The 23,829-nt window shown below is 43.6% G+C and carries 22 protein-coding genes; all 22 read left to right on the top strand.

Annotation, left to right across the window (positions count from 1 at the left end):
- Positions 1 to 295: 295 nt before the first annotated feature.
- A complete protein-coding gene (locus MKY19_RS18495; protein ID WP_042189403.1) occupies positions 296 to 1,975 on the top strand; it encodes a ribonuclease J in 1,680 nt (559 codons plus the stop codon).
- Positions 1,976 to 2,190: 215 nt separating this feature from the next.
- Positions 2,191 to 2,970, top strand: a complete 780-nt coding sequence (locus tag MKY19_RS18490) for an ATP-dependent Clp protease proteolytic subunit (protein WP_179281594.1) — start codon at positions 2,191 to 2,193, stop codon at positions 2,968 to 2,970.
- Positions 2,967 to 3,179: a YlzJ-like family protein gene (locus tag MKY19_RS18485; protein WP_042128829.1), complete on the top strand. Its 213-nt coding sequence runs from the start codon at positions 2,967 to 2,969 to the stop codon at positions 3,177 to 3,179. Before MKY19_RS18490 ends, MKY19_RS18485 begins: the two co-directional genes overlap by 4 nt.
- A 78-nt stretch (positions 3,180 to 3,257) precedes the next feature.
- On the top strand, positions 3,258 to 5,918 hold the full coding sequence (locus MKY19_RS18480; protein ID WP_339265606.1) for a DNA translocase FtsK 4TM domain-containing protein: 2,661 nt from the start codon (positions 3,258 to 3,260) through the stop codon (positions 5,916 to 5,918).
- A gap of 650 nt (positions 5,919 to 6,568) precedes the next feature.
- A complete protein-coding gene (gene sleB, locus MKY19_RS18475; RefSeq protein WP_339265604.1) occupies positions 6,569 to 7,435 on the top strand; it encodes a spore cortex-lytic enzyme in 867 nt (288 codons plus the stop codon).
- 191 nt (positions 7,436 to 7,626) lie between these two features.
- The gene (locus MKY19_RS18470) at positions 7,627 to 8,850 is read left to right on the top strand and encodes a pitrilysin family protein (RefSeq protein ID WP_339804389.1); all 1,224 of its coding nucleotides are present in this window, start codon (positions 7,627 to 7,629) and stop codon (positions 8,848 to 8,850) included.
- Positions 8,851 to 8,852: 2 nt separating this feature from the next.
- On the top strand, positions 8,853 to 10,133 hold the full coding sequence (locus MKY19_RS18465; RefSeq protein ID WP_339796760.1) for a pitrilysin family protein: 1,281 nt from the start codon (positions 8,853 to 8,855) through the stop codon (positions 10,131 to 10,133).
- Between the two features lie 39 nt (positions 10,134 to 10,172).
- On the top strand, positions 10,173 to 10,901 hold the full coding sequence (gene fabG, locus MKY19_RS18460) for a 3-oxoacyl-ACP reductase FabG (RefSeq protein ID WP_339271710.1): 729 nt from the start codon (positions 10,173 to 10,175) through the stop codon (positions 10,899 to 10,901).
- Between the two features lie 136 nt (positions 10,902 to 11,037).
- Positions 11,038 to 11,301 (top strand): DUF3243 domain-containing protein, encoded by a 264-nt coding sequence (locus MKY19_RS18455; RefSeq protein ID WP_042189396.1) that lies wholly within the window; start codon positions 11,038 to 11,040, stop codon positions 11,299 to 11,301.
- A 176-nt stretch (positions 11,302 to 11,477) separates the two neighbouring features.
- Entirely contained in the window at positions 11,478 to 12,245 is a 768-nt protein-coding gene (locus MKY19_RS18450) for a DUF3388 domain-containing protein (RefSeq protein ID WP_042128818.1), read from the top strand.
- 48 nt (positions 12,246 to 12,293) lie between these two features.
- Positions 12,294 to 13,256, top strand: a complete 963-nt coding sequence (locus tag MKY19_RS18445) for a RodZ domain-containing protein (protein WP_076285441.1) — start codon at positions 12,294 to 12,296, stop codon at positions 13,254 to 13,256.
- 79 nt (positions 13,257 to 13,335) lie between these two features.
- Entirely contained in the window at positions 13,336 to 13,497 is a 162-nt protein-coding gene (locus MKY19_RS18440) for a hypothetical protein (RefSeq protein ID WP_179086684.1), read from the top strand.
- Positions 13,498 to 13,698: 201 nt separating this feature from the next.
- Positions 13,699 to 14,190 carry a YajQ family cyclic di-GMP-binding protein gene (locus tag MKY19_RS18435; protein WP_042128814.1) on the top strand — a complete coding sequence of 164 codons (492 nt, stop codon included), beginning with the start codon at positions 13,699 to 13,701 and terminating at the stop codon, positions 14,188 to 14,190.
- Between the two features lie 153 nt (positions 14,191 to 14,343).
- Positions 14,344 to 14,931 (top strand): CDP-diacylglycerol--glycerol-3-phosphate 3-phosphatidyltransferase, encoded by a 588-nt coding sequence (gene pgsA, locus MKY19_RS18430; protein WP_036688397.1) that lies wholly within the window; start codon positions 14,344 to 14,346, stop codon positions 14,929 to 14,931.
- A gap of 109 nt (positions 14,932 to 15,040) precedes the next feature.
- Positions 15,041 to 16,327, top strand: a complete 1,287-nt coding sequence (locus tag MKY19_RS18425) for a competence/damage-inducible protein A (RefSeq protein ID WP_339796753.1) — start codon at positions 15,041 to 15,043, stop codon at positions 16,325 to 16,327.
- A 299-nt stretch (positions 16,328 to 16,626) separates the two neighbouring features.
- Positions 16,627 to 17,694, top strand: a complete 1,068-nt coding sequence (gene recA / locus MKY19_RS18420; protein ID WP_042128809.1) for a recombinase RecA — start codon at positions 16,627 to 16,629, stop codon at positions 17,692 to 17,694.
- 165 nt (positions 17,695 to 17,859) lie between these two features.
- Positions 17,860 to 18,591: a RecX family transcriptional regulator gene (locus MKY19_RS18415; RefSeq protein ID WP_339796750.1), complete on the top strand. Its 732-nt coding sequence runs from the start codon at positions 17,860 to 17,862 to the stop codon at positions 18,589 to 18,591.
- 316 nt (positions 18,592 to 18,907) lie between these two features.
- On the top strand, positions 18,908 to 20,449 hold the full coding sequence (gene rny, locus MKY19_RS18410; protein WP_042128807.1) for a ribonuclease Y: 1,542 nt from the start codon (positions 18,908 to 18,910) through the stop codon (positions 20,447 to 20,449).
- A gap of 142 nt (positions 20,450 to 20,591) precedes the next feature.
- Positions 20,592 to 21,386, top strand: a complete 795-nt coding sequence (locus MKY19_RS18405; RefSeq protein WP_042189389.1) for a TIGR00282 family metallophosphoesterase — start codon at positions 20,592 to 20,594, stop codon at positions 21,384 to 21,386.
- 200 nt (positions 21,387 to 21,586) lie between these two features.
- Positions 21,587 to 21,847 carry a stage V sporulation protein S gene (locus MKY19_RS18400; protein ID WP_019910496.1) on the top strand — a complete coding sequence of 87 codons (261 nt, stop codon included), beginning with the start codon at positions 21,587 to 21,589 and terminating at the stop codon, positions 21,845 to 21,847.
- Between the two features lie 148 nt (positions 21,848 to 21,995).
- Positions 21,996 to 22,961, top strand: coding sequence for a membrane dipeptidase (locus tag MKY19_RS18395; protein WP_339796746.1), 966 nt, complete (start codon positions 21,996 to 21,998; stop codon positions 22,959 to 22,961).
- Positions 22,962 to 23,099: 138 nt separating this feature from the next.
- Positions 23,100 to 23,672, top strand: a complete 573-nt coding sequence (locus tag MKY19_RS18390) for a phosphate propanoyltransferase (protein WP_042128797.1) — start codon at positions 23,100 to 23,102, stop codon at positions 23,670 to 23,672.
- The last annotated feature ends 157 nt before the right edge of the window (positions 23,673 to 23,829 follow it).

Genomic DNA, 23,829 nt, shown 5'->3' with positions numbered 1-23,829 from the left:
GTATACATTGTGAGACAGGATAGGTCCCAAGATGAGTCTGTGTAAATGATTGAAATGTCTTCGCGCGAGGGGCGCGACGGTGAATTTTGACGGCATTTGTCCGCTTCAATATGAACTTTACTGCCCGGAATCGGGAGCTTTCGCATTGCGCATTTTACAGATATCAGGAATATCCTTGTTAATTAAGGAAGCTATCAGCTGTTTGAAGAATGTGTTCAGCGCCGCTGAAATAATCGAAGTTCAATATTTACCAATAAAAGTATGACGTCCAACATCATAGGAGGGTTAGATTCATTTGTCCAAAAAAAACAACAACGATAAATTGATGATTTTCGCATTGGGCGGAGTCGGAGAAATCGGGAAAAACATGTATGTCATTCAATATGGAGCTGACATTGTAGTCGTGGATTCGGGACTTAAGTTCCCGGAAGAAGATATGCTCGGTATTGATATTGTAATTCCTGATATCTCTTATTTGACAGAGAACCGTGACAAGGTAAGAGGGATTGTACTTACCCACGGACACGAGGATCACATCGGTGGTCTCCCATATGTCCTGAAGAATTTGAATGTTCCGGTTTACGGAACAAGACTTACATTAGGCCTTGTAGAAAATAAATTGAAGGAAGCAAACTTACTGGGTGACACCAAACGAATTCTGATCAATGAAGATTCAGAAATTCAACTGGGAAGTTCGCTCAAAGTTACTTTCTTCAGAACCAATCACAGTATTCCTGATTCCGTCGGTGTATGCATAGAAACACCGGAAGGTAACGTAGTTCATACGGGAGATTTCAAATTTGACCACACTCCAGTCAACGGTCAATTTGCAAATCTGCATCGGATGGCTGAAATTGGTCAGAAGGGCGTGCTTGCTCTTTTGTCGGATAGTACAAATGCTGAGAAACCAGGCTTTACCCCATCTGAGAAAAATGTCGGTATCGTTCTGGAAGACATTTTCCGCAAAGCTGAACAACGTGTCGTTGTAGCAACTTTTGCTTCCAATGTGCACCGCATTCAACAAGTGGTTAATGCAGCAGAATCCACAGGTCGTAAGATTACAGTAATTGGCCGTAGTATGGTAAACGTTGTATCCATCGCTTCTGAGCTTGGATATCTGAACGTACCTGACGGTATGCTGATCGAGCCTGAAGAAATGAACAGAATGGCAGCGAACCGTGTCGTTGTTCTTTGCACAGGATCCCAAGGCGAGCCAATGTCCGCATTGACCCGTATGGCACGTTCCAGTCATCGTAAAGTAGATATCTTGCCAGGTGATACTGTTATTATTGCAGCAACACCGGTACCAGGTAACGAGAAATATGTAGGTCGTACCATTGATGAATTGTTCCGTCTTGGCGCTAACGTAATTTATAGCGGTTCCAATTCTGGCGTTCACGTATCCGGTCACGGTAGCCAGGAAGAGCTTAAGCTTATGCTCAACCTGATGAAACCAAAATATTTCATTCCAATTCACGGTGAATACCGTATGCAACGCAAACATGCGCTTTTGGCAGAATCTGTTGGCGTAGAGTCTCAGAACATTTTCATCACTGAAATCGGTGAGATTGTGGAAATTCAAGGCGGTGCCGCTCGTAAAGCTGGTAAAGTAACGGCTGGTAACGTATTGATTGACGGTCTGGGTGTAGGTGATGTAGGTAATATTGTATTGCGTGACCGTAAGCTGCTGTCTCAAGATGGTATTTTGGTTGTCGTGGTTACACTAAGCAAACAGAATGGTGCAATTGTCTCCGGACCTGACATCATTTCTCGTGGTTTCGTTTATGTTCGTGAGTCCGAAGGACTGCTTGACGAAGCGAACCGAATTGTTTCCAGTACACTGCAGCGCCTGATGAGTGAGAAAGTAAATGAGTGGGCATCGCTTAAAACAAGCGTAAAAGATTCACTCGGTCGTTTCTTATACGAGCAAACGCGTCGTAGACCGATGATTTTGCCAATTATCATGGAAGTGTAAGGAGAATTCTCCTTAAATAAATATATAGTTTGGGCATTGGCCCCTTTTCCCCGGAAATATTGGACGGTTTCTACGGGAAAAGGGGTTTTTGTATTGTTTATATTCACATCATGAGGAGAGGTTTGCATAATGCGGGGCCCTGAAATGTCATACTAATGAAAGTTAGTAAGGCTATAGCAGACCAGAGCTGCATAAGGAAAGGGAGAGCTGCGAAAATGAACTACATGAATGGATCAAATGGAGCAAAGAATGAGGAAGTTATACCACAAGAGGGAAATCCAAGTACAAATGAAAACATGCCGCCCACTACAATGGGTGCACTTAAAGAGCTTGGACAAACAGCGGTTCCTACGGGTGAACCGGATATCTTTTGCATAACGATCATCGGTCAGATTGAAGGCCATATTGTAATGCCTCCTCAGAACAAAACGACGAAATACGAACATATCATTCCCCAGCTGGTGGCAGCTGAACAGAATAAGAATATTAAAGGTCTGCTTATTATTTTAAATACTGTTGGTGGAGATGTAGAAGCTGGTCTAGCGATTGCCGAAATGATTTCTTCGCTCTCTAAACCAACGGTAACAGTAGTCATTGGAGGGGGCCATAGTATTGGCGTTCCGATCGCTGTATCCTCTACGTATTCAATTATTGCGGAAAGTGCAACAATGACGATACATCCGATTCGTATGAATGGCTTAGTAATTGGAGTGCCACAGACGTTCGAATACATGGAAAAAATGCAGGAGCGTGTAGTGAAATTCGTTACTTCTCATTCTCGGATTTCTGAAGAACAGTTCCGTGACCTCATGTTTAAGACAGGTGAGCTCAATCGTGATATTGGAACAGCCGTTGGGGGGTTGGACGCTGTTAAATATGGTCTCATGGATGAGGTGGGCGGGATCGGAGCTGCCTTAGCGCATCTTAACCGCATGATTGGTGGAGATTTCTCTGCAGCGCCTACAGCAGCGATTTCGGGAGGGCTTACGCAATGACACTCTATACGATAATGTCGATGGAACAGGTGTGGGAGGGGGCATTTAATAATTACGCTACTACGCGAGAAGTAAGTGTTCAGGGGATGCTCATGCAGGTTGAGCCGATGGAGGAAGGACGCGCGCGCATAGTAAGATTGCTGGATTGTCCTTTGGAGCGATATTTAGATCCGTCGTTCTCTCCTGGAGCGATAATTACGTTAACATAAAGATTCATTTTTTGACAAAAGAGAACATAGGTACGCCACGCCATTATATGGTATAATGTTGTTCCGGGGGTGGCTGGCGTGGCTAAACGAAAAAAGAAAAAGAAAAAAGCGCTGCTCGGCAGCGTTTTAAAATATGAAATTTACGGAATTTTACTAATAACGATATCCGTTATTGCTCTATCTGGTGAAGCCGCGGTAGGACGGTCACTTTCAAGTATGGCGGGTTATTTATTAGGGAGATTTTATTTTGTGTTGCCGCTTATTGGTATTTTTTATGGGCTTATGGTTATGATCCATCGAAGATGGCCTTCTTCTTGGAACAGTCGACATACAGGCGTGCTTCTGCTTCTGCTATCCATGTGCCTTATGAGCACTATTTCTGCAATGGAGCAGAAGCTTGGCCCGTTGTCCTTGCTCCATCCTGGCAACGTGATGACACAAATACATAATGATCTTTCGGGATCTCTTTCGCCCGGTGTTAACAATAGTAATGTCTATATGCTGGGTAAGGATATAAGTGGTGGATATATCGGCGGATTGGAGTATGCTGCACTGCTGTGGCTCTTTGGTAGTCTGGGAGCTAAGCTGCTCATGATTGTTATGCTTGCCATCAGCTTTATGTTAATTACAAATCTCTCCTATGTAGAGATTATTACTCTTTTGCGAGTTCGTACGGTTAAGTTTGTGGAGGGGATTCGTCTCCATGCGGCAAACCGTCCGAAGGCAGTCCCAGTAGCTGCTAGACCTTCCAAAGCAGCCGCACCCGCAAAGACTCGGCCGGTGAAGCAGCCTGTCTATGACGAAGATGACGAAGAGGAAGAAGACGATCGATATTTACCTAATCGTAAGCAACCTGTTCTATTGAAAAAAATATCCGGTTGGTTCACAGGCTCCACCCGTTCAGAGGTGGAAACCGATTCTGAGGATGATGATCAAGGTCCAATTGTAACAAGCGCTTCGCACGGTCCGATCATTTCTGGGCTTTCAGTAGATAGTCGTGTGACTCCACTTGAGGATATCCATCATGATTTTGATGATGCAGATATGGATATGGAACCTGTGACTCCAATTATTCGTGACTTCTTTGAGCATATCCGCTCAGAAGGGCTGAATGAGGAAGATCGGGAGGAATGGAGTGAATTCTCTCCAGCAGCTCGTGGTGTTACCGTCAAAGCTCCTGTTGCCGGGGTTAATCCAGTTAGTCAACAGCCTTCAGATGAGCCTGAGGAGAATGTGACTATTGACTTGGATGGATTGCTGAGCGCCACTCCTGATGGACAGATCATTTCTGCTCCACCGGCACCACCTCCACCAAAACCTTATAAGCTGCCATCTTTCAGACTTCTAGCCAAACCTAACAACAGCGGCAAAGCGGGAGATCAGAATGATTATATGCAGACCGCCCGTAAGCTAGAAGCTACTCTAGAGAGTTTCGGTGTAAGAGCAAAGGTTCTCGAAGTAGTTAGAGGTCCAGCGGTTACACGGTATGAGATTCAGCCGGATATCGGTGTCAAAGTTAGCCGCATTGTTAATCTGACGGATGACATTGCGCTTGCTCTTGCAGCCAAAGATATACGTATGGAGGCGCCAATTCCGGGTAAATCAGCCATTGGGATAGAGGTACCGAATTCCGAAGTGTCTATTGTGACCATGCGTGAAGTTATGGAGACACAAATCTTTCAGGAAGCTGAATCCAGATTATCGATTGCTTTTGGACGTGATATTTCGGGTCAGACGATTATCGGTAATTTAGCGAAGATGCCCCATTTATTGGTGGCTGGTGCAACGGGTTCTGGTAAATCGGTTTGTATTAACGGGATTATTACGAGTATTTTATACAAAGCTAAACCCGATGAAGTCAAATTCCTGATGGTGGACCCGAAGATGGTAGAGCTGAATGTCTATAATGGGATTCCGCATCTTCTGGCTCCAGTCGTTACTGATCCGAAGCGGGCGAGCTTAGCTTTAAAGAAGATCGTTGTGGAAATGGAGAAAAGGTATGAACTCTTCTCCAAATCAGGAACACGCAACATGGAAGGCTATAATAAGCTGATGGCAGAGAACCCAGCTGCTATACTTCCGTATATCGTTGTTATTGTGGACGAGCTTGCGGATTTGATGATGGTCGCCGCTAACGATGTAGAGGATGCTATCTGTCGGCTTGCACAGATGGCGCGTGCAGCTGGTATACATTTAATTATCGCCACTCAGCGTCCTTCCGTGGATGTCATTACAGGTTTGATTAAGGCGAATATTCCATCTCGTATCGCTTTCGGCGTATCTTCCAATGTAGACTCACGTACCATTCTGGATATGCCAGGTGCGGAGAAGCTGTTAGGTCGGGGAGACATGCTGTTCTTACCGATGGGGGCTTCTAAACCGATTCGTGTGCAGGGTGCCTTTATGAGCGATCAAGAGGTTGAGACGATCGTTCAATATGTCAGCAGTCAAGGTGAAGCAGAATATGATGAGTCCATTGTTCCAGAGGTTGATGACACAATCGCTGAAGACCAGGAGCCACAGGATGAGTTATATGAGCAGGCCGTAACGATCGTGCTTGAAGCGAAGCAAGCTTCAGTCTCGCTACTACAGCGCCGGATGAGGGTTGGTTACACCCGTGCAGCCCGTTTGATTGACTCTATGGAGGCTCGTGGGGTAATAGGGCCTTACGAGGGCAGCAAGCCGCGTGAGGTGCTTGTATCACTTGAGCAGTATCAGCATAACAAGATCAGTTCTTAAGCTGAACAAGTCAGTTTAAACCTTAAATAGACAGTGAAAAGGGGTCGTCCCCAAGTAGTTTGTACTACTTGGGGACGGCCCCTTACTCGTGCTGAAGAAGTGTAAATGACACTTCAAATAATGGCTTTAGTGAAGCTACGAATAAGGCTCCGAGTGAAGCTTCATTAAAATTATTAGGGAATTTCTCCCTGAAATTCTGAGATTATTGGTTCTCAAACTTATAATTAGGGAAAAGCTCCCTATAATTTATTAATTTTGGTAAGGAATAAAGGAATTGGCCTGATTTTTAGGGAGGAATTCCCTAATTCCATTCATTATCAGAGAATATCCACTATTTTCAGGGAGTTTTTCCCTAAAAGTGCGAACTGTTACTTGGACTATTGTGAATTCATATCACTAAAATATTGAAAAGTATGACGTATATCTATAATTTCAATTAATGCGTGGTTCCACAGTAAAATGTGGTCCTTTAAATTCATGATTCATATCAACTACATGGTTTTCTTATTTCGAATATAGTTGATAATTATTCTCAATTGTAATGAAAAGCTATTTCTTCTTTTTTAGTAATGCATAGGATGCGCTGACAGTCGTCATAATAACTTTAGCCATCCATGCAGAACTTACAAAAGAAAGGTAGAGCGAACCCTATGAAGAAACAAAAGATGTGGATATTTGCTGCTTTAACTCTTGCACTTGCTGCCGCGCCGTTTGCAGGAACGTTTTTCAAGGGGAATGGCATTGTTCAGACCAAGCAAAGTGCTGCTGCGTCATTTGTCCACGAGTTAAATAATCCTGACGAAGAAGCCTTGCCGGCTTTCAGTACAACACCCATTAAACTTGGGTCCACGGGTCAGGATGTCTATGAATTGCAGGGGCGATTAAAGCATTTAGGTTATTATGCCGGAAAAATAGACAGTCATTTTGGGCCAAAAACGAAGAATGCAGTTACTTGGTTTCAATGGAAATTCGGAATGAAGTCTGATGGCATTGTGGGTGCCAAAACTAAGCTGAAGCTGTATAACGCCACGAAGAACTGGAAGCCGACTGAGCCTTCTACGGGCACGGGAAATAAGACAGCACAGAATAACACTGGTAATAAAACAAATACGTCCAATAAAACGAATTCGCCAGGATTGTCTTCAGGTAATTCGATGGGCTTATCGGAGAATGATCTCAAGATCATGGCTAATGCCGTGTATGGAGAAGCCAGAGGTGAGCCTTTCGAAGGTCAGGTTGCTGTTGCTGCGGTCATTTTAAACCGAGTGAAATCACCTAGTTTCCCGAATACGCCGTCTGGCGTTATTTTTCAACCGAGAGCATTTACAGCTGTGGCCGATGGTCAGATCTATTTGGAGCCGAATGAGCAAGCACGTAAGGCAGTAGAGCAAGCACTCAGTGGTTGGGACCCTTCCGGAGGATGTTTGTATTACTTCAATCCTAAAACAGCGACCTCTAAATGGATTTGGACCCGTCCTCAGGTGAAGACGATTGGACAGCATATTTTCTGTATGTAGAGAAGAAGGATAGTGAATTCAGAGAGCAACCGGGAAGAGGCTTCCGGTTGCTTCCTTACTTTGGAATGGTTTAGAATGGTTAATAATTCATAAACATGATGTAGAGCAACTATCCACGCCGTAAAGGAGTTTTGGACTTGACTAATAATGTATTTCAGCATGGCACCGTAGGAGGCTTGCGCATTCACGTTATGCCGACCAAGGCATTTAAGACCTACGCGATCTCACTTTATGCTGGGATCCCACTTGATGAGAATACAGTAACCTCTACTGCACTAGCTCCATTCGTGCTTCGCAGAGGTACCGCGACTTATCCGGAGACCACACAATTCCGCGAGCGTTTGGAGGAACTGTATGGCGCTGGATTCGGGTTTGATATTTATAAAAGAGGCGATTATCAAATCGTTCAGTTCCGCATGGATACTATTAATGACTCTTTTGTGCAAAGCCAAGAGAGCTTACTTGAACAATCCTTCGCTTTCTTAGGTGAAGTACTGACTCGTCCATTAGTTGAAGACGGCAGCTTCCGGCCTTCGTATGTTGCAACGGAGCGTGAAACCGTTCGCAAGAAGCTGGAGTCCATCGTAAATGACAAGATACGTTACGCTGCTGAGCGCTGTATTGAGGAAATGTGCCGTAACGAGCCATATCGTCTTCACCCTCTGGGGCAAAGAGCGGATCTGGATCAAATCACTCCGAAAAGTTTGTATGAATCGTATAATTCCTGGCTGGATGATGCCATCCTTGATCTCTATGTAGTGGGTGACACTACAGCTGAGGAAGTAGAAAAGCTTGTACAGCGTCATTTCGGTCGGATTCAGTCCGAGGTGGGCTTATATAGCTCTAAGTTCGTACCTGTATCAGTTAATGAGGTGCGGACTGTAGAAGAGAAGCTGGATGTCAGTCAGGGCAAGTTGAACCTGGGCCTACGCACCTCTATTACTTATAAGGATGATAATTACGCGTTCGCACTTATGTACAACGGAATATTAGGAGGGTATCCCCACTCTAAACTCTTCGTTAACGTACGTGAGAAGGCAAGCCTTGCCTATTATGCTTCGTCTCGTTATGACGGCCACAAGGGCATTGGAACGATTCAATCAGGCATCGAAACGCAAAATTACGGCAAAGCCGTGGACATTATAGAGAAGCAATTGGAAGAGATGAAAGCTGGCAATATCAGTGATCTGGAACTGAGTCAGACTAAAGCTATGATCCGCAATCAGCTTTCCGAGATTACGGATTCTGCTTTTGAAATGATCTCTTACGACTTCAACCGCCAGTTGTCAGGAAAAGAACGGACAGCGGATCAGCTATTGGAGCAGGTGGAACAAATCGGTGCTGAAGATGTAAAAGCTGCCGCTGAAACCTTTCAGCTGGATACGATATATTTCTTGACAGGAAAGGAGGAATAACGATGGAACAAATTCATTACGACAGACTTCAAGAAACCATTTATCATGAGGTCATGGATAACGGACTTCAGGTATATGTGTTGCCGAAACCAACCTTCAAAAAGACCTATGCTACATTTGCAACTAGATACGGTTCCGTTGACAATCATTTTCATGTCGCAGGTGGAGAAGAGACCACTGTTCCTGATGGTATAGCTCACTTTTTAGAGCACAAAATGTTCGAAGAGCCAGAAGGCGATATTTTTGCTACCTTTGCTTCAAATGGAGCCTCGGCCAATGCTTTTACAAGCTTTGATCAGACAGTTTATCTTTTCTCAGCAACAGAAAATATAGAGACCAATCTTAGTACTCTCGTTGATTTTGTTCAGCGACCTTATTTTACAGATGAGAATGTAGAAAAGGAAAAGGGAATTATTGGTCAAGAAATCAATATGTATGCTGATAATCCGGACTGGCGCGTGTATTTTGGCCTTATTGAAGCGATGTATTCGAAGCATCCGGTTAGGATTGACATTGCAGGTACGGTAGAATCAATTAGTACGATCACTAAAGAAACGCTGTACACATGTTATAACGCTTTTTATCACCCTAGCAATATGTTGTTGTTCGTGGTTGGGGGTGTGGACCCGGAGAAAGTATTTTCCTTGATTCGCGCTAACCAAAAGGGTAAAACCTACGGCAAGCAGGGTGAAATCAAGCGTATTTTTGAAGATGAACCCGAACAAGTCGCTACAAAACGGCTAGAAAGCAAGCTTGCTGTTTCGATGCCGAAAATCATGTTTGGTTTCAAGGAAAAAGTAGAAGATCTAACAGGTGAAGCTTCTCTGAAACGCGACCTGATAACGAAGCTAATGCTCGATTTGTTGGTAGGTAGTAGCACAGCATTGTATCAAAAGCTTTATGATGAGGAATTGATCTCGGACAGCTTTGGACATGAATTTAATAGTTCTCCGCAGTATGCTTTTTCTGCAATGGGTGGGGATACAAAGGATCCGGACTTGCTTTTAAAACGAATTAAAGAAGAAGTAGATCTAATCTTAAAGTCTGGCTTTGCGGAGAAGGATTTCGAGCGGGCACGGAAAAAGAAAATTGGCGGTTATTTGCGCATGCTGAACTCCCCTGAAAGTATCGCACATGAATTTACACGCTACCAGTTCCGTGGTGGTGACCTGTTTGAAGTTCTGCCTATGTATGAATCGATCACTCTGGCAGAAGTAAATGAGCGTCTGCAAGCCCATGTAAACTGGGAACAGCTTGCCGTTTCATTGGTGGTGAGTCCTTAGGTGAGCGTTTTGGGAGAGAGCAGCAAACCACTAGGGGAAATGACAGTGCTCATTACAGGGGGAAGCGGAGGGATCGGCGGCGCCATTGCGGAACGATTTGCTTCTGTGGGGATGAATATAGTTATTCATTACAGACACTCACATGAAGCTGCGAATGATGTCGCTCGGCGTTGTATGGCCCTTGGCGCAAAGGTAATGACAGTAAACGCGGATATGAAGGATCGTAGTCAGATTGTACGTATGGCGGAAAAGCTTGAGAGTAATGGGATGCAGCCGGATATTCTCGTCAATAATGCCGGTAAATCGCATTACGGAATGCTAGCTGATGTGACCGAAGAGGAATGGGATGACATTATGTCCATTAACTTGAAGGGAACCTATATGTGCAGTCAGATCTTTATGCCGTACATGGTATCGCAACGTTATGGTCGTATCATCAACGTTTCTTCCGTATGGGGAATCACTGGAGCTTCTTGCGAAGTAGCTTATTCGGCTAGTAAGGGTGGAGTGAATGCCTTTACAAAGGCTTTAGCTAAAGAGCTGGCTCCATCTGGTGTAACGGTTAACGCGGTAGCTCCAGGAGCGGTTAATACGAACATGCTGTCCAATTTACAGGAGGATGAAGTCCGTATGCTGGAGGATGAGATTCCAGTAGGGCGTTTGGCTACGCCTAATGAAATATCTTCACTAATTTATTTTTTGGCTTTGCCTGAGTCCGGGTATATCACTGGCCAGATTATTAGTCCAAATGGTGGATGGATTACCTGATCTTCAGTTGGAGAAAAGCTCCAGCATAATAACTTAGCTTCTAAGACATATTATAAGTGTTGTTTTTAAATCTCACGTAAGGCGGCTTACAGCCTGTATGCAGGTGTTTGACCGTAAACATGAAGGAGGATTTAAGATGACACAAGAAGATAGCGTAATCAAAAATTTTGACACCTGGAAGAAATTTCTGGGAAAACGAGTTGTACAGGCGGAGAAACTTGGGATGAGTGAAGACACAATCTCAAAGCTGGCTTTTGAAATTGGGGAATTCCTCGATGAAAAAGTGGATCCAGCAAACACTCAAAACCGTGCAATCAAAGAGCTATGGGACGTCGGCAACGATGAAGAAAAGCAGACGATTGCTAAACTCATGGTCAAGTTGGCGAAAAATCACGCCTAAGCTTGCGGAAAAGCTCCCCTTGTGGGAGCTTTTCTGCAATTATTACAGGACTGACCTTGCCTTTCATTTTTATTTTATATATCATTAACATGACCCGTGTTTCAGACCACTTTGTCTGAACGGCATTTTTTTGATGTATATCAAAGTGCGGGAAAAGGAATCTATGAGGTGTACAAGTGGAATATAAACAATGGTATATGGAATACAAGATTCACAAGAACAGACCCGGTCTGCTTGGTGATATCGCTTCAATGTTAGGGATGCTAGAAGTCAACATTCTGACGATTAATGGCGTTGAAGGAAAGACTCGCGGAATGTTGCTGGAGACCAATGACGATGACAAAATAATGCTGATGGGCGAAATGCTCAAGAAAGTTGATAATATTACAGTTTCAGCTCTGCGGTCTCCAAGACTCGTAGACAAGCTGGCTGTGCGCCATGGGCGATATATTGAACGGGATTCAGATGATCGGAAGACGTTTCGTTTTACCCGGGATGAGCTTGGTCTATTGGTCGATTTTCTCGGGGAACTGTTTAAAAAAGATGGAAATCAGGTAATAGGACTTCGAGGTATGCCCCGTGTAGGAAAGACGGAATCAATCATTGCTGGCAGTGTCTGCGCGATGAAGCGTTGGACATTTGTCTCCTCGACACTTTTACGTCAGACGGTTCGAAGTCAATTAGCAGAAGATGAGATGAACCCACATAATGTATTTATTATTGATGGTATTGTTAGTACGATCCGCTCTAATGAGAAGCATTATAATTTATTACAAAATGTTATGAGTATGCCAAGTACGAAAGTGATCGAGCATCCAGATATTTTTGTGCGGGAATCTGAGTACACCTTTGATGATTTTGATATTATTATCGAGCTTCGCAATAATCCAAATGAAGAAATATTGTACGAGTCGTTTACGACTAGCTACAGTGATGATTTATAGAACAAGAATGAACAATGATATTCATTGAAATTTACAGGAGGTGATGGTATGTCGGAACTGGGCCGGCAATTGAAAGAGGCGCGTCTGCAAAAAGGGATGAGTCTTGACGATGTCCAGGAAGTAACGAAAATTCGCAAAAAGTATTTGGAAGCCATCGAGTCTGGAGACTATAAGGTGCTTCCAGGAAGTTTTTATGTTAGGGCGTTTATCAAAACGTACGCAGAGGCAGTAGGGATGAGTCCTGACGAACTGCTAGAGGAGCATGGGAATGTACCTGCCCCTCCCGAAGACACAGCCATGGAAACGGTGATTCAAAAACGCAGCCGTAGACCTGAAACCGAACGGAATGCAAAATGGCTGCCAACAGTGCTAATGTGGACATTTCCAATATTAATTATTGTTGTGATTTACATTTATGCATCTAGTTTGAACAAACCAGACCCTGATCAGATTGATCAGACGAATCTGACGAATGAACAGCAGGATCCTACGACTGCTCAAACATCTCCACCGGCTTCAGGAGGTGGAGTTGTAGCGCCAACTTCTTCGGCAGGAACAGAAGCAACAACTGAACCTACTGCAGAGCCAACGCCATTACCAACACCTACGCCTTCCCCGCAATCCATTACAGTTACACCGGATGGGAAAGCAGGAAAAACAACAAAATTCAAGGTTTCAGCTCCGGCTGGAAGTGAAGTGAAGGTTGAGATTTCTGCTACTGGGGTAAGCTGGCTTGAGGTGTATAAAGGTGAGAACTCTAAAGGTGAAAAACTCTCATTTGGTAACACAGCGGCAGGAGATCGTATGAGCTTTGTGCTTGGAAGTGAAGGAATGTATATTAAATCTGGTTATTCACCAGCTACTGAGATTACTGTCAATGGACAAGTGATTACGGATGAAAAGACCTCATCTCGTCTGCTACTTAATCTGGATGACGGTACTGGAAGTGAAACGACCCAGAATGAAGGTACCACCGATACTACCGACCAGACTAATGAAACAGGCCAATAAGAAAAATGATGCATAGACTTTGGCTTTGCGGGGAACATAAGACTGTTTCTAGTTCTTAGCCAAAGTGGGGTGTACATTCATGATTGTTAGCTGGATTGTAGCTGGACTTGGGGTTGTTGTCAGTCTTATCGGATACTATATGACACCAAGTGCTTGGGGTTATGGAATTCTCGGGTTCGGTCTTGCACATATCGTGCTTGGAATTCTGGATATGTTTCGAAGCCCGCTTCGAAGCAGATAGAGAATTTAGAATGTGCGTCTCCAAGGATATTTTCCATTGGAGACGTATTTCTACCTGAAACACAACTCATTTCGAAGGAAAAGCTCCACTATGTGGGGCTGTTTTCTGTGTCGGGTGAGGTACATATTATCCAATATTAGACTTAAGGGTATCATTCTTTTATAATAGTAGCAGACTAAAAAGTACAAAGGACGTGTAGTTATGAGTTCAGAAAGTTCATTTGATATCGTATCTAAAATGGATATGCAGGAATTAACCAATGCGATCCACCAAACAGAGAAAGAAATTGACAACCGCTTTGACTTTAAGAACAGCAAGAGTAGTCTGAAGCTGGAGAAAGACGCACTTATTATCGCCTCTGAGGACGAATATAAGTTAAACGCTGTTATTGATATTTTACAATCGAAGATGGTGAAGAGAGGTATCACGCTGAAAAACTTGGATTTCGGCAAAGTGGAGCCTGCATCTCTGGGTAGTGTTCGTCAGCGTTTAGGTCTTAAGCAAGGGATTGATCAGGAGAACGCAAAAAAAATTAACATCCTGATTCGTGATTCGAAATTGAAGGTGAAGAGCCAGATTCAAGGAGATCAGATCCGCGTAACTGGTAAGAGTCGCGATGATTTACAACAAATTATCCAGATTTTGCGTAAAGCTGATTTGCCGCTGGACCTGCAGTTCAACAACTTAAAATAGCATTTTGTACCCCGCAGTGCTTATCAGCGCCATTATGCGGGGTGCTTTGTATTTTTTTTGACACCTATTTATAGCTATAATATACTTGCTTAAGTAGAAATAGATGAGCCTGACTCAGGCAATTTGTATGAACGATTTAGGGGAGGAACTTCAGTGAATTTGCCCAACCGCATCACGCTAGCACGTATTTGCCTGATCCCGATTATGATGTTTTTCTTACTGGTGGATTTCAGTTTTTATCCAGAACCGATACATTGGGGCTCTTTTCAGCTATCTGTTAATCATTTGGTGGCAGCTGTAATCTTTTTGCTTGCAGCGAGCACAGATGGAATAGACGGCTACATAGCAAGGAAATATAATATGGTCACCAATCTCGGTAAGCTCCTTGATCCGTTAGCGGACAAGCTGTTAGTTTCTGCAGTTCTGATTTCACTTGTGGAATTGGGCAGATGTGATTCATGGATCGCAATTGTTATCATTAGTCGTGAGTTCGCAGTAACCGGGCTTCGCCAGATAGCATTGTTAGAGGGAAAAGTGGTTGCCGCCAGCAAATGGGGTAAGATAAAGACGGTTGTACAAATTGTAGCGATCTCACTGCTGTTGTTAAATAATTTCCCATTTCAATTCGTCAGCATTCCTGTAGACGATATTGCCATCTGGGCTGCAGCCTTGATCACTATTTACTCTGGAATTGATTATTTTGTGAAGAATAAGGATCTATTACAGCTGCATAATGCTTAAGCGTTTTAGGCAGCTACATATAGGAGAGGTAATAGGTAAAGCACCTATTACCTTTTTTAAACCCTAAAAGCAGTGTATCTACATTATAACGAGGAGGCGAAAGCCAGGTATGAAAGCGGAGATTATTGCAGTAGGCACGGAGCTTTTGCTCGGTCAAATCGTAAATAGTAATGCCCAGTTTTTGTCTATTGAGCTAGCTGCTATTGGGATTGATGTATATTTTCAAACTGTAGTTGGGGATAACAGCAGTCGCTTGCAGCAAGCCATTGAGATCGCTCAAAGCAGAGCGGATGTTGTCATATTTACCGGTGGTATTGGTCCTACAGAAGATGATCTAACGAAGGACGCGCTGGCTGCTTCCTTAGGTCGCACACTTCATATAGATCGCTTGGCAATGGATCATGTACAACGTTTCTTTGATGATCGAAAGATTGTTATGACGGAGAATAATCGTAAACAGGCACTTATAATTGAAGGAACTACACCGTTGCCAAATGAGATTGGTCTTGCTGTTGGCATTGCTTTTGAGCGTGAAAAGAAATATTATATTGTGCTTCCTGGTCCGCCTCGCGAGATGAAGCCGATGTTCGTAGATAAAGCTGTACCGTGGCTTCAGCAGCACGCTCTAACGACAGAAATGCCACTTTATTCTAAAATGCTTAAATTTGCCGGTATCGGAGAATCACTGCTTGAGGATAAGCTCATTGATCTTATTCACAGCCAGACAGACCCAACCATAGCTCCTTACGCTAAAGAGGGAGAGGTAACCGTTCGTATTTCGACAAAAGCGCCTTCCGAGCATGAAGCTTACAAGAAGCTGGAGATTCTGGAGAAACAGATCAAAGAGATTTTGCCAGAACATTTATATGCAAATATTGATGTGCCACTGGAGCAATTGATTGTGGATTGGATGGCGGATGCAGGTCTGACTTTAAGTGCGGCAGAGAGTTGCACGGGAGGCTTGCTGATGGAGAGTATAACTAACATTCCAGGCAGTGCTTCGATGTTTGCGGGAGGAATCGTCTGTTATTCCAACGACCTGAAGAAAAAACTTCTGAATGTGCCAAGTGCTTATTTGGAGGGGCCAGATGCTCCAGGGGCAGTTAGTCGTGAAGTTGCCGAGGTGTTAGCTGATCAGGTGAGAATGATCGCAGATAGTGATTTCGGTTTATCTGTAACTGGTGTAGCAGGACCAGGCTATTCTGAACGTAAGCCAGTTGGACTTGTATTTATTGGTTTAGCTGAACGCGGGCGTAAGACAGAAGTATACGAGCTTAATCTTAAAGGTACACGTGAAAATATACGACTGCGTACTGTTAAAGCTCTGTTGTATCGTCTATGGCGCAGACTTGAGGAACGGAAGGTGGAGACACCTCTTGAAGGCTCAGACTTGTAATGGGAGATTAGCCCAGTTATAATTGAGACATACGGAAGAACCGTGGCACTGAGATTTCTTTGCTGCGGTTTTTTGTATATCTGCGGAGATTTTGATCGCTGTTTTGGTTTTGATCATAAGTCGTTGATGTCCGGTGAAGTAGAGAAATCAGTTAACTTCTATGTCCGGAGGGAGGCTTACAATAAAAGGGATAATTAACGCTTGAGACAAAAAAAACGAATGTATGTTCGAAAAAAAGCTTGGCAAGACCTCAAAAACACGTTATTATATTATTATAAACAGTGAAGGAAGTGGTCTGATTGTCAGATCGTCGTGCAGCGCTTGATATGGCGCTTCGTCAAATAGAAAAACAATTTGGTAAAGGTTCGATCATGAAACTGGGAGAATCCACTCATATGCAAGTGGAAGTTGTACCTAGCGGATCTTTGGCACTTGATATTGCGTTAGGTATAGGCGGACTTCCAAAGGGACGTATTATTGAAGTATACGGACCTGAATCCTCCGGTAAAACGACTGTTGCTCTTCATGCTATTGCAGAAGTGCAAAAACAAGGAGGACAAGCTGCATTTATCGATGCTGAGCATGCGCTCGATCCGAAGTATGCACGTAACTTGGGCGTAAACATTGATGAATTGTTGCTATCTCAGCCAGATACGGGTGAACAGGCACTTGAGATTGCTGAAGCACTTGTCCGTAGTGGTGCAGTAGACATTATTGTCGTTGACTCCGTAGCTGCGTTGGTTCCTAAAGCGGAAATCGAAGGTGATATGGGTGACTCTCACGTCGGCCTACAGGCTCGTTTGATGTCTCAAGCGCTTCGGAAGCTATCTGGTGCCATTAGTAAATCGAATACAATTGCTATCTTTATTAACCAGCTTCGTGAGAAAATTGGTGTTATGTTCGGTAACCCTGAGACAACACCGGGTGGTCGGGCGTTGAAATTCTACTCTTCCGTACGGTTGGATGTTCGTCGTGTCGAAAGTATCAAGATGGGTAACGACGTTGTAGGTAACCGAACCAAGATCAAGATTGTGAAGAATAAGGTAGCACCTCCATTTAAACAAGCTGATGTTGATATCATGTATGGTGAAGGGATTTCCAGAGAAGGAAGTCTTGTAGACATCGGTACTGAAATGGACATCGTGAATAAGAGTGGTGCATGGTATTCCTATGAGGGTGAGCGTCTCGGTCAAGGACGTGAGAATGCCAAACAGTTCTTGAAAGAACATCAAGATATTGCACTTATCATTGAGAACAAGATCCGTGAAGCAAGTAACCTGTCCACTATTGTTGCTGCACCAAATGAAGCGGAAATCATTGCAGAGCAAGAGGAAGAAGAAAAGCTACTTCTCGAAATCGAACAATAGAATTTACTAAGGAATAGGACGCCCTGTGATTCATTGTTGCAGGGTGTCTTTTCTTAACAGTGTAAGAACATATATATTTGGGGTCCCCCCAAAGTACCTGAGTACGCATCGAAGTTAAGCCGCACTTTGTGGGGATATTTTATTGCTATGAGGTGACAAGCAACTATGGTAATACAGCTGGATATGGATTTTGAATCGGATGAGCAGGACGTACAGGTCCTATCTGATTTTCCTGATGGAGAATTTTTAGAAATTACTAAGGTAGAACGTCAGAAGAAGTCGGACCACCGCTACATCATACATTTCGGAGCCTATAACATGACTGTACACGAAGACGTCATGATTAAATATCGGATGATTACTGGAAATTCTTTTATGAAAGCCGATTTGGAGAAAATTGTTGTTGCTGATGAGCGACAACGAGCTTATGTAGAAGGACTTCGTTATCTAGAACGGAAGCCACGTACCGCTATGGAAATGACTCGCCGTTTACGGCAGAAGGAAATAGGGGAGACTATTATTGCGGAAGTGGTGCAACGGCTACAGCAGGAAAGATTTCTTGATGACCCCTTGTATGCAAAGCAATGGGCGGAGCAACGCATTACGAACCAGCGAAAAGGGAAAATGTGGATTCGCCAAGAGCTACGTGAGAAAGGAATCGACAAAACCTTGATCTCGGAAGCACTGGAGAATGTCAGTCCTGAACAAGAACTAGAGAGTGCACTTCAGATTGGTCGTAAGAAATGGAATCTTATTCGTGGTGAAGCCACAGATAAGCGCAGAAAGACTGGAGCCTTCTTAATGCGGCGTGGATTCTCGGGTGATATGGTGCGACAAGTGATCAATACTTTACTTGAGGAAGACAATTATGAGGGTGAAGATGAGGAATTTTACTAGACTCACTGATTCTCTTGACATTAATGCGCATATCGACTCTCTTGACAATGTCTTTTTATAAATAATAAAATATAACATGAATCGGCATAAAGTAAGAATCCTTTTTCCTTCCCAAAAAGGTGACTTTTTAAAACGGTTCGCGTACAACTCATATGAAATGTAATCGCCGGATAAGGCGGGCAGTGTGCATGTGCAGCATGTGCAGTATGGCAATCGGTTATTTACCGGTTTTTTGTATGGTGATGAACGGATAGTTTAACAACTGCACAATTCCCAGGGATATACCTTGGAGAGGAACCAACGAGGAGGTGAACAGATGCAAGCATGGATCTGGGTCATTATCGTTCTCGTTGTAGCTGCATTATTCTTTGGGTTCGGTTATTTTATTCGTAAATCCCTTGCAGAAGCTAAAATTCAAAGCGCAGAAAGAGAAGCCGTAGTCATCGTGGAGAACGCGAAGAAAGACGCAGAGGCGCTGAAGAAAGAAACAGTATTGGAAGCTAAGGACGAAGTCCATAGAATCCGTACTGAAGCTGAGAAAGAAACTCGTGAACGTCGGAATGAAATCCAACGGCAAGAGAGACGTTTGCTGCAAAAGGAAGAATCTCTGGATAAAAAAATGGAATCGCTTGAAAGAAAAGAAGAACAAGTAGCTAACAAAGAGAAACGAATTGATGAAACCCAACAGCAAATTGATGTTATTTACAAAAACCAAGTCACTGAATTGGAGAGAATTTCCAATTTAAGCATCGAAGATGCAAGAAGTATTATTCTTAGCAATGTTGAGCAAGAAGTTCGCCATGAAACGGCTCAAATGATCAAAGAGATTGAACAGCAGGCGAAAGAGGAAGCGGATAAGAAATCCCGCGAAATCATCACACTCGCTATCCAACGCTGTGCAGCTGATCACGTAGCGGAGACAACAGTTTCAGTTGTTACCCTGCCGAACGAAGAGATGAAGGGGCGGATTATCGGTCGTGAAGGCCGTAATATCCGTGCACTCGAAACTCTTACAGGTATCGACCTCATTATTGATGATACGCCGGAAGCAGTTATTTTGTCGGGATTTGATCCGATCCGCCGTGAAGTAGCCCGTACGGCACTTGAGAAGCTTGTGGCAGATGGACGTATCCATCCCGCTCGAATTGAAGAGATGGTGGAGAAATCCCGCAAAGAAGTGGACGAACGAATTCGCGAATATGGTGAACAAGCTACTTTCGAAGTGGGTGTTCACGGATTGCATCCAGATTTGATCAAGATTCTGGGTCGTCTGAAATTCCGTACAAGCTATGGTCAAAATGTATTGAAGCACTCCATGGAGGTTGCTTATTTAACTGGACTGATGGCCGGTGAGCTTGGGGAAGACATCGTGCTTGCAAAACGTGCAGGATTGCTCCATGATATCGGCAAAGCGCTGGATCATGAAGTAGAAGGATCGCATGTTGAGATCGGCGTTGAACTAGCGAAGAAATATAAGGAACATCCGGTTGTTATCAACAGTATCGCGTCTCATCATGGAGATTGCGAAGCTACCTCGGTTATTGCTATGTTGGTTGGTGCAGCTGATGCATTGTCAGCAGCAAGACCTGGCGCTCGCCGTGAAACACTGGAAACGTATATTAAACGTCTAGAAAAACTGGAAGAAATCTCAGAGTCATTCGAAGGCGTTGAGAAATCATTTGCTATTCAGGCGGGCCGTGAGGTACGCGTGATGGTACAGCCAGAGAAGATTGACGATGCAGAGGCATTCCGTCTTGCTCGCGATATTACGAAAATGATTGAAAGTGAACTGGATTATCCAGGACATATCAAAGTTACCGTTATTCGTGAGACACGGGCTGTTGAATACGCTAAATAGGTGGAATATAAGGTTAAGGGATAAGATGTAACTTATACTTTCTTATATTTGTTGAGAATTGGCCCCTAAGCGGGGCCTTTTTTCTTTTGAATATGAGGTTTTATCTATTAGATATAGCGGTTACGATTAGGAGGAGAGAATCATTAAAGTACTATTTATTGGAGATATCGTTGGAAATGTTGGCAGAAAGGCTCTTCGTGAGATGTTGCCCTCACTAAAAAGTAAATATCAGCCACATATCATTATTGTTAATGGTGAAAATTCTGCTGCCGGTAGAGGGATCACCAAGGCGATCGCTAATGAGTTTTTTAACTGGGGCGTTCACGGTATAACGATGGGAAACCACACATGGGACAACAAAGATATTTTTGAGTTCATCGATGATGAGGCTCGGATTATTCGTCCCGCTAATTTTCCGCCAGGAACACCGGGAAGAGGTTATACAGTCGTTAAAGGGAACGGTAAAGAACTGGCCATAGTAAATTTGCAAGGCCGGACTTTCTTACCTGCTATCGATTGTCCTTTCCGTGTCGGGGAAGAAATTGTGGAAGAGCTTCGCAGAGATCACAAATGTATTTTAGTCGATTTCCATGCAGAGGTAACCTCTGAGAAAATCGCCATGGGATATTTTATGGATGGTCGCGCATCGATTGTTGTTGGGACACATACTCATGTTCAGACAAATGATGATGTGATTTTACCAGGAGGAACTGCTTATTTGACCGATGCGGGAATGGTTGGTTCAAGCGAAGGAATTCTGGGTATGGAAAGAGATGCAGTACTTTATAAGTTCACAACTCAGCTTCCAGCACGATTTGTTGTCGATGAAGGCAAGTGGCAGCTTCACGGTTTATTTGCAGAATTAGATGAAAATACTGGTGCGGCGACTCGTCTGGAGAAGATACGGTTACGTGAAGATGAATGGGTTATGAGCTAAACGTAGAACAGAGTATGGTTTAATCCGGGTAATTTCGCTGAGTTAGGGTAAAGTGTGATATTTTTAATATCATAAAAGAGTATCTTTAATACCGTTTTTGGAAGACGTGGTCCGTAAAAAGAAGGAATTATTTCTTCTCTCGCGAATAACATCTAAAGTAGTGGAAGAACACCATTATTTTCCCAGGGGAGGTACTTACTATGGATGTATTAAAAGTATCAGCTAAATCCAATCCAAATTCCGTCGCCGGCGCATTAGCGGGTGTTCTTCGTGAACGTGGATCGGCCGAATTACAAGCTATTGGAGCTGGAGCACTGAATCAAGCAGTCAAAGCAGTTGCCATTGCCCGGGGATTTGTTGCACCAAGCGGAGTAGATTTGATCTGCATTCCTGCGTTCACTGATATAGTGATTGATGGGGAAGATCGAACCGCGATTAAACTGATTGTTGAACCCAGATAATAGACCTATAGAATGATTGAACCTGTTTACTTTTGTAAACAGGTTTTTTGCTTTTGATTTATAGTCTGGCGTTTTTTTGCATAGTATCTGAAATAGGCATTTGGAAATGATATGAACGGCTGGGACAGTGAGAAAGTGGGGTTGTAAAATGAGGGCTGATAAGTTTAAAGTAGCGGATTTCCATTGTGATGTGCTAAGCAAAATGCAAGCCTCCCCGGATATAAATTTTGACAATGATCCTCGATTAGATGTTACTGCAGAGCGTCTGGCTTCTGGCGGAGTGGCGTTGCAATGTTTTGCAATATATCTCTCAACTAACAGAGGAAAACCAAGCTTTGAACATGTTCTAGGGCAAATTGATCTCTTTAGGCAAAAGATAGTGAACACAGATGGGCTTCAGTGGTTACAGTGGAAGGAGCAAGTAGGAAATCGATTAGTAGGCGCACCTCCACAAGCAATGCTCTCTCTGGAGGGCGTAGACGGCTTAGAAGGGAACTTGTTTTATGCTCAGCTCTGCTTCGAACTTGGAGTACGGTTTCTTGGTGTGACTTGGAATTATGCGAACTGGGCAGCAGATGGTGTGCTAGAGAAGCGTAATGGTGGATTTACGGAAAAAGGGAGAAAGCTGATAGAATGGTGCAACGAAAGTGGAATGCTGCTTGATGTGTCGCATTTGTCACAAGCGGGGTTCTGGGAGTTGGCTGATTTAAGCAATCGTCCGTTTATTGCTTCCCATTCGAATGCTGCGGCTATATGTGGGCATGTTAGAAATTTAAATGATGAACAGATTAAAGCTTTGATTGCAATGGATGGAAGAATGGGTCTGACCTTTTATCCTTGGTTTGTAAGTGATGATGGGAAGGCTCGTATGGATGATTTGTTAAAGCACATTGAACATGTATGTAGTCTCGGCGGTGAGAAGCATATGATGTTTGGCTCGGATTTTGACGGCATCGATACTTGGGTAGAGAAGTTGGAGCATCCGGGAAAATACCCTGATCTTATAGAGCAGCTGCTCCGTTATTATCCAGAGGATACTGTGAAAGGCTGGATGTATGAGAATGCGACCTCTTTTTTAAGTCTAAATTTGCCCTCTCAGGTGTCTAAACCATGACAATCTTGTGCAAAAAACATAAATTGTCGAAAAAAGGGGCTTCGTTATGATGCAGCCCTTTTTATTTTTGGGTAAGAAGATGTATAATGGTTAATGGCTTGTACAGATACTAGAGAAAATACAAGGAGTGACTTTACAATGAGTAAGACTGTACCCGTAGGTGTGTCGGCTAGACATATTCACCTTACGCAAGAGCACGTGGAGGCTCTGTTTGGCCCAGGATATCAATTAACTGAGTTCAAACCACTTTCCCAACCAGGACAATTTGCAGCAAATGAACAAGTAGCAGTTATCGGTAGCAAAGGTAAATTTGACAAGGTAAGAATTTTGGGACCTGCTCGTCCGGCTTCCCAATTAGAAATTTCCCGTACTGACTCCTTCGCACTTGGCGTGAAAGCTCCAGTTCGCGAATCTGGAAATATTGAAGGAACACCTGGCATTACGCTTAAAGGACCTGCTGGTGAAGTTGAATTAGAACAAGGCGTTATCATCGCAGCTCGTCACATTCACTTCCACACTTCTGAAGCTGAAGCTTGGGGCATTGCGGATAAGCAATTGCTTAAAGTTCGTCTCGGTGGAGACCGCGGTCTCGTATTGGAGAACGTAATTGCTCGTGTATCCGACAGCTTCAAACTTGATATGCATATTGATACTGACGAAGCTAATGCTGCTGGTGCCAACAATGGCGACACTGCTGAAATCGTAGACTAATCTTCATACGAATGATAAGAAGCGGGGGAGAAATCCTTCGCTTTTTTGTTGTGTGTTGGGAAACGTTATTTGGCTGATACGCATACTTAAACATTTTTCGGACTGTATAGCAGCTATTTCGGTATTTTGATGTGTTTTGCTAAGGTATCGGACTGCA

It is taken from the genome of Paenibacillus sp. FSL R5-0744, from assembly GCF_037972555.1.
In the GTDB taxonomy this organism is placed as follows: domain Bacteria; phylum Bacillota; class Bacilli; order Paenibacillales; family Paenibacillaceae; genus Paenibacillus_AQ.
The sequence above is the reverse complement of the archived record's forward strand: the minus strand, read 5'-3'. Positions and strand labels throughout refer to the sequence as shown.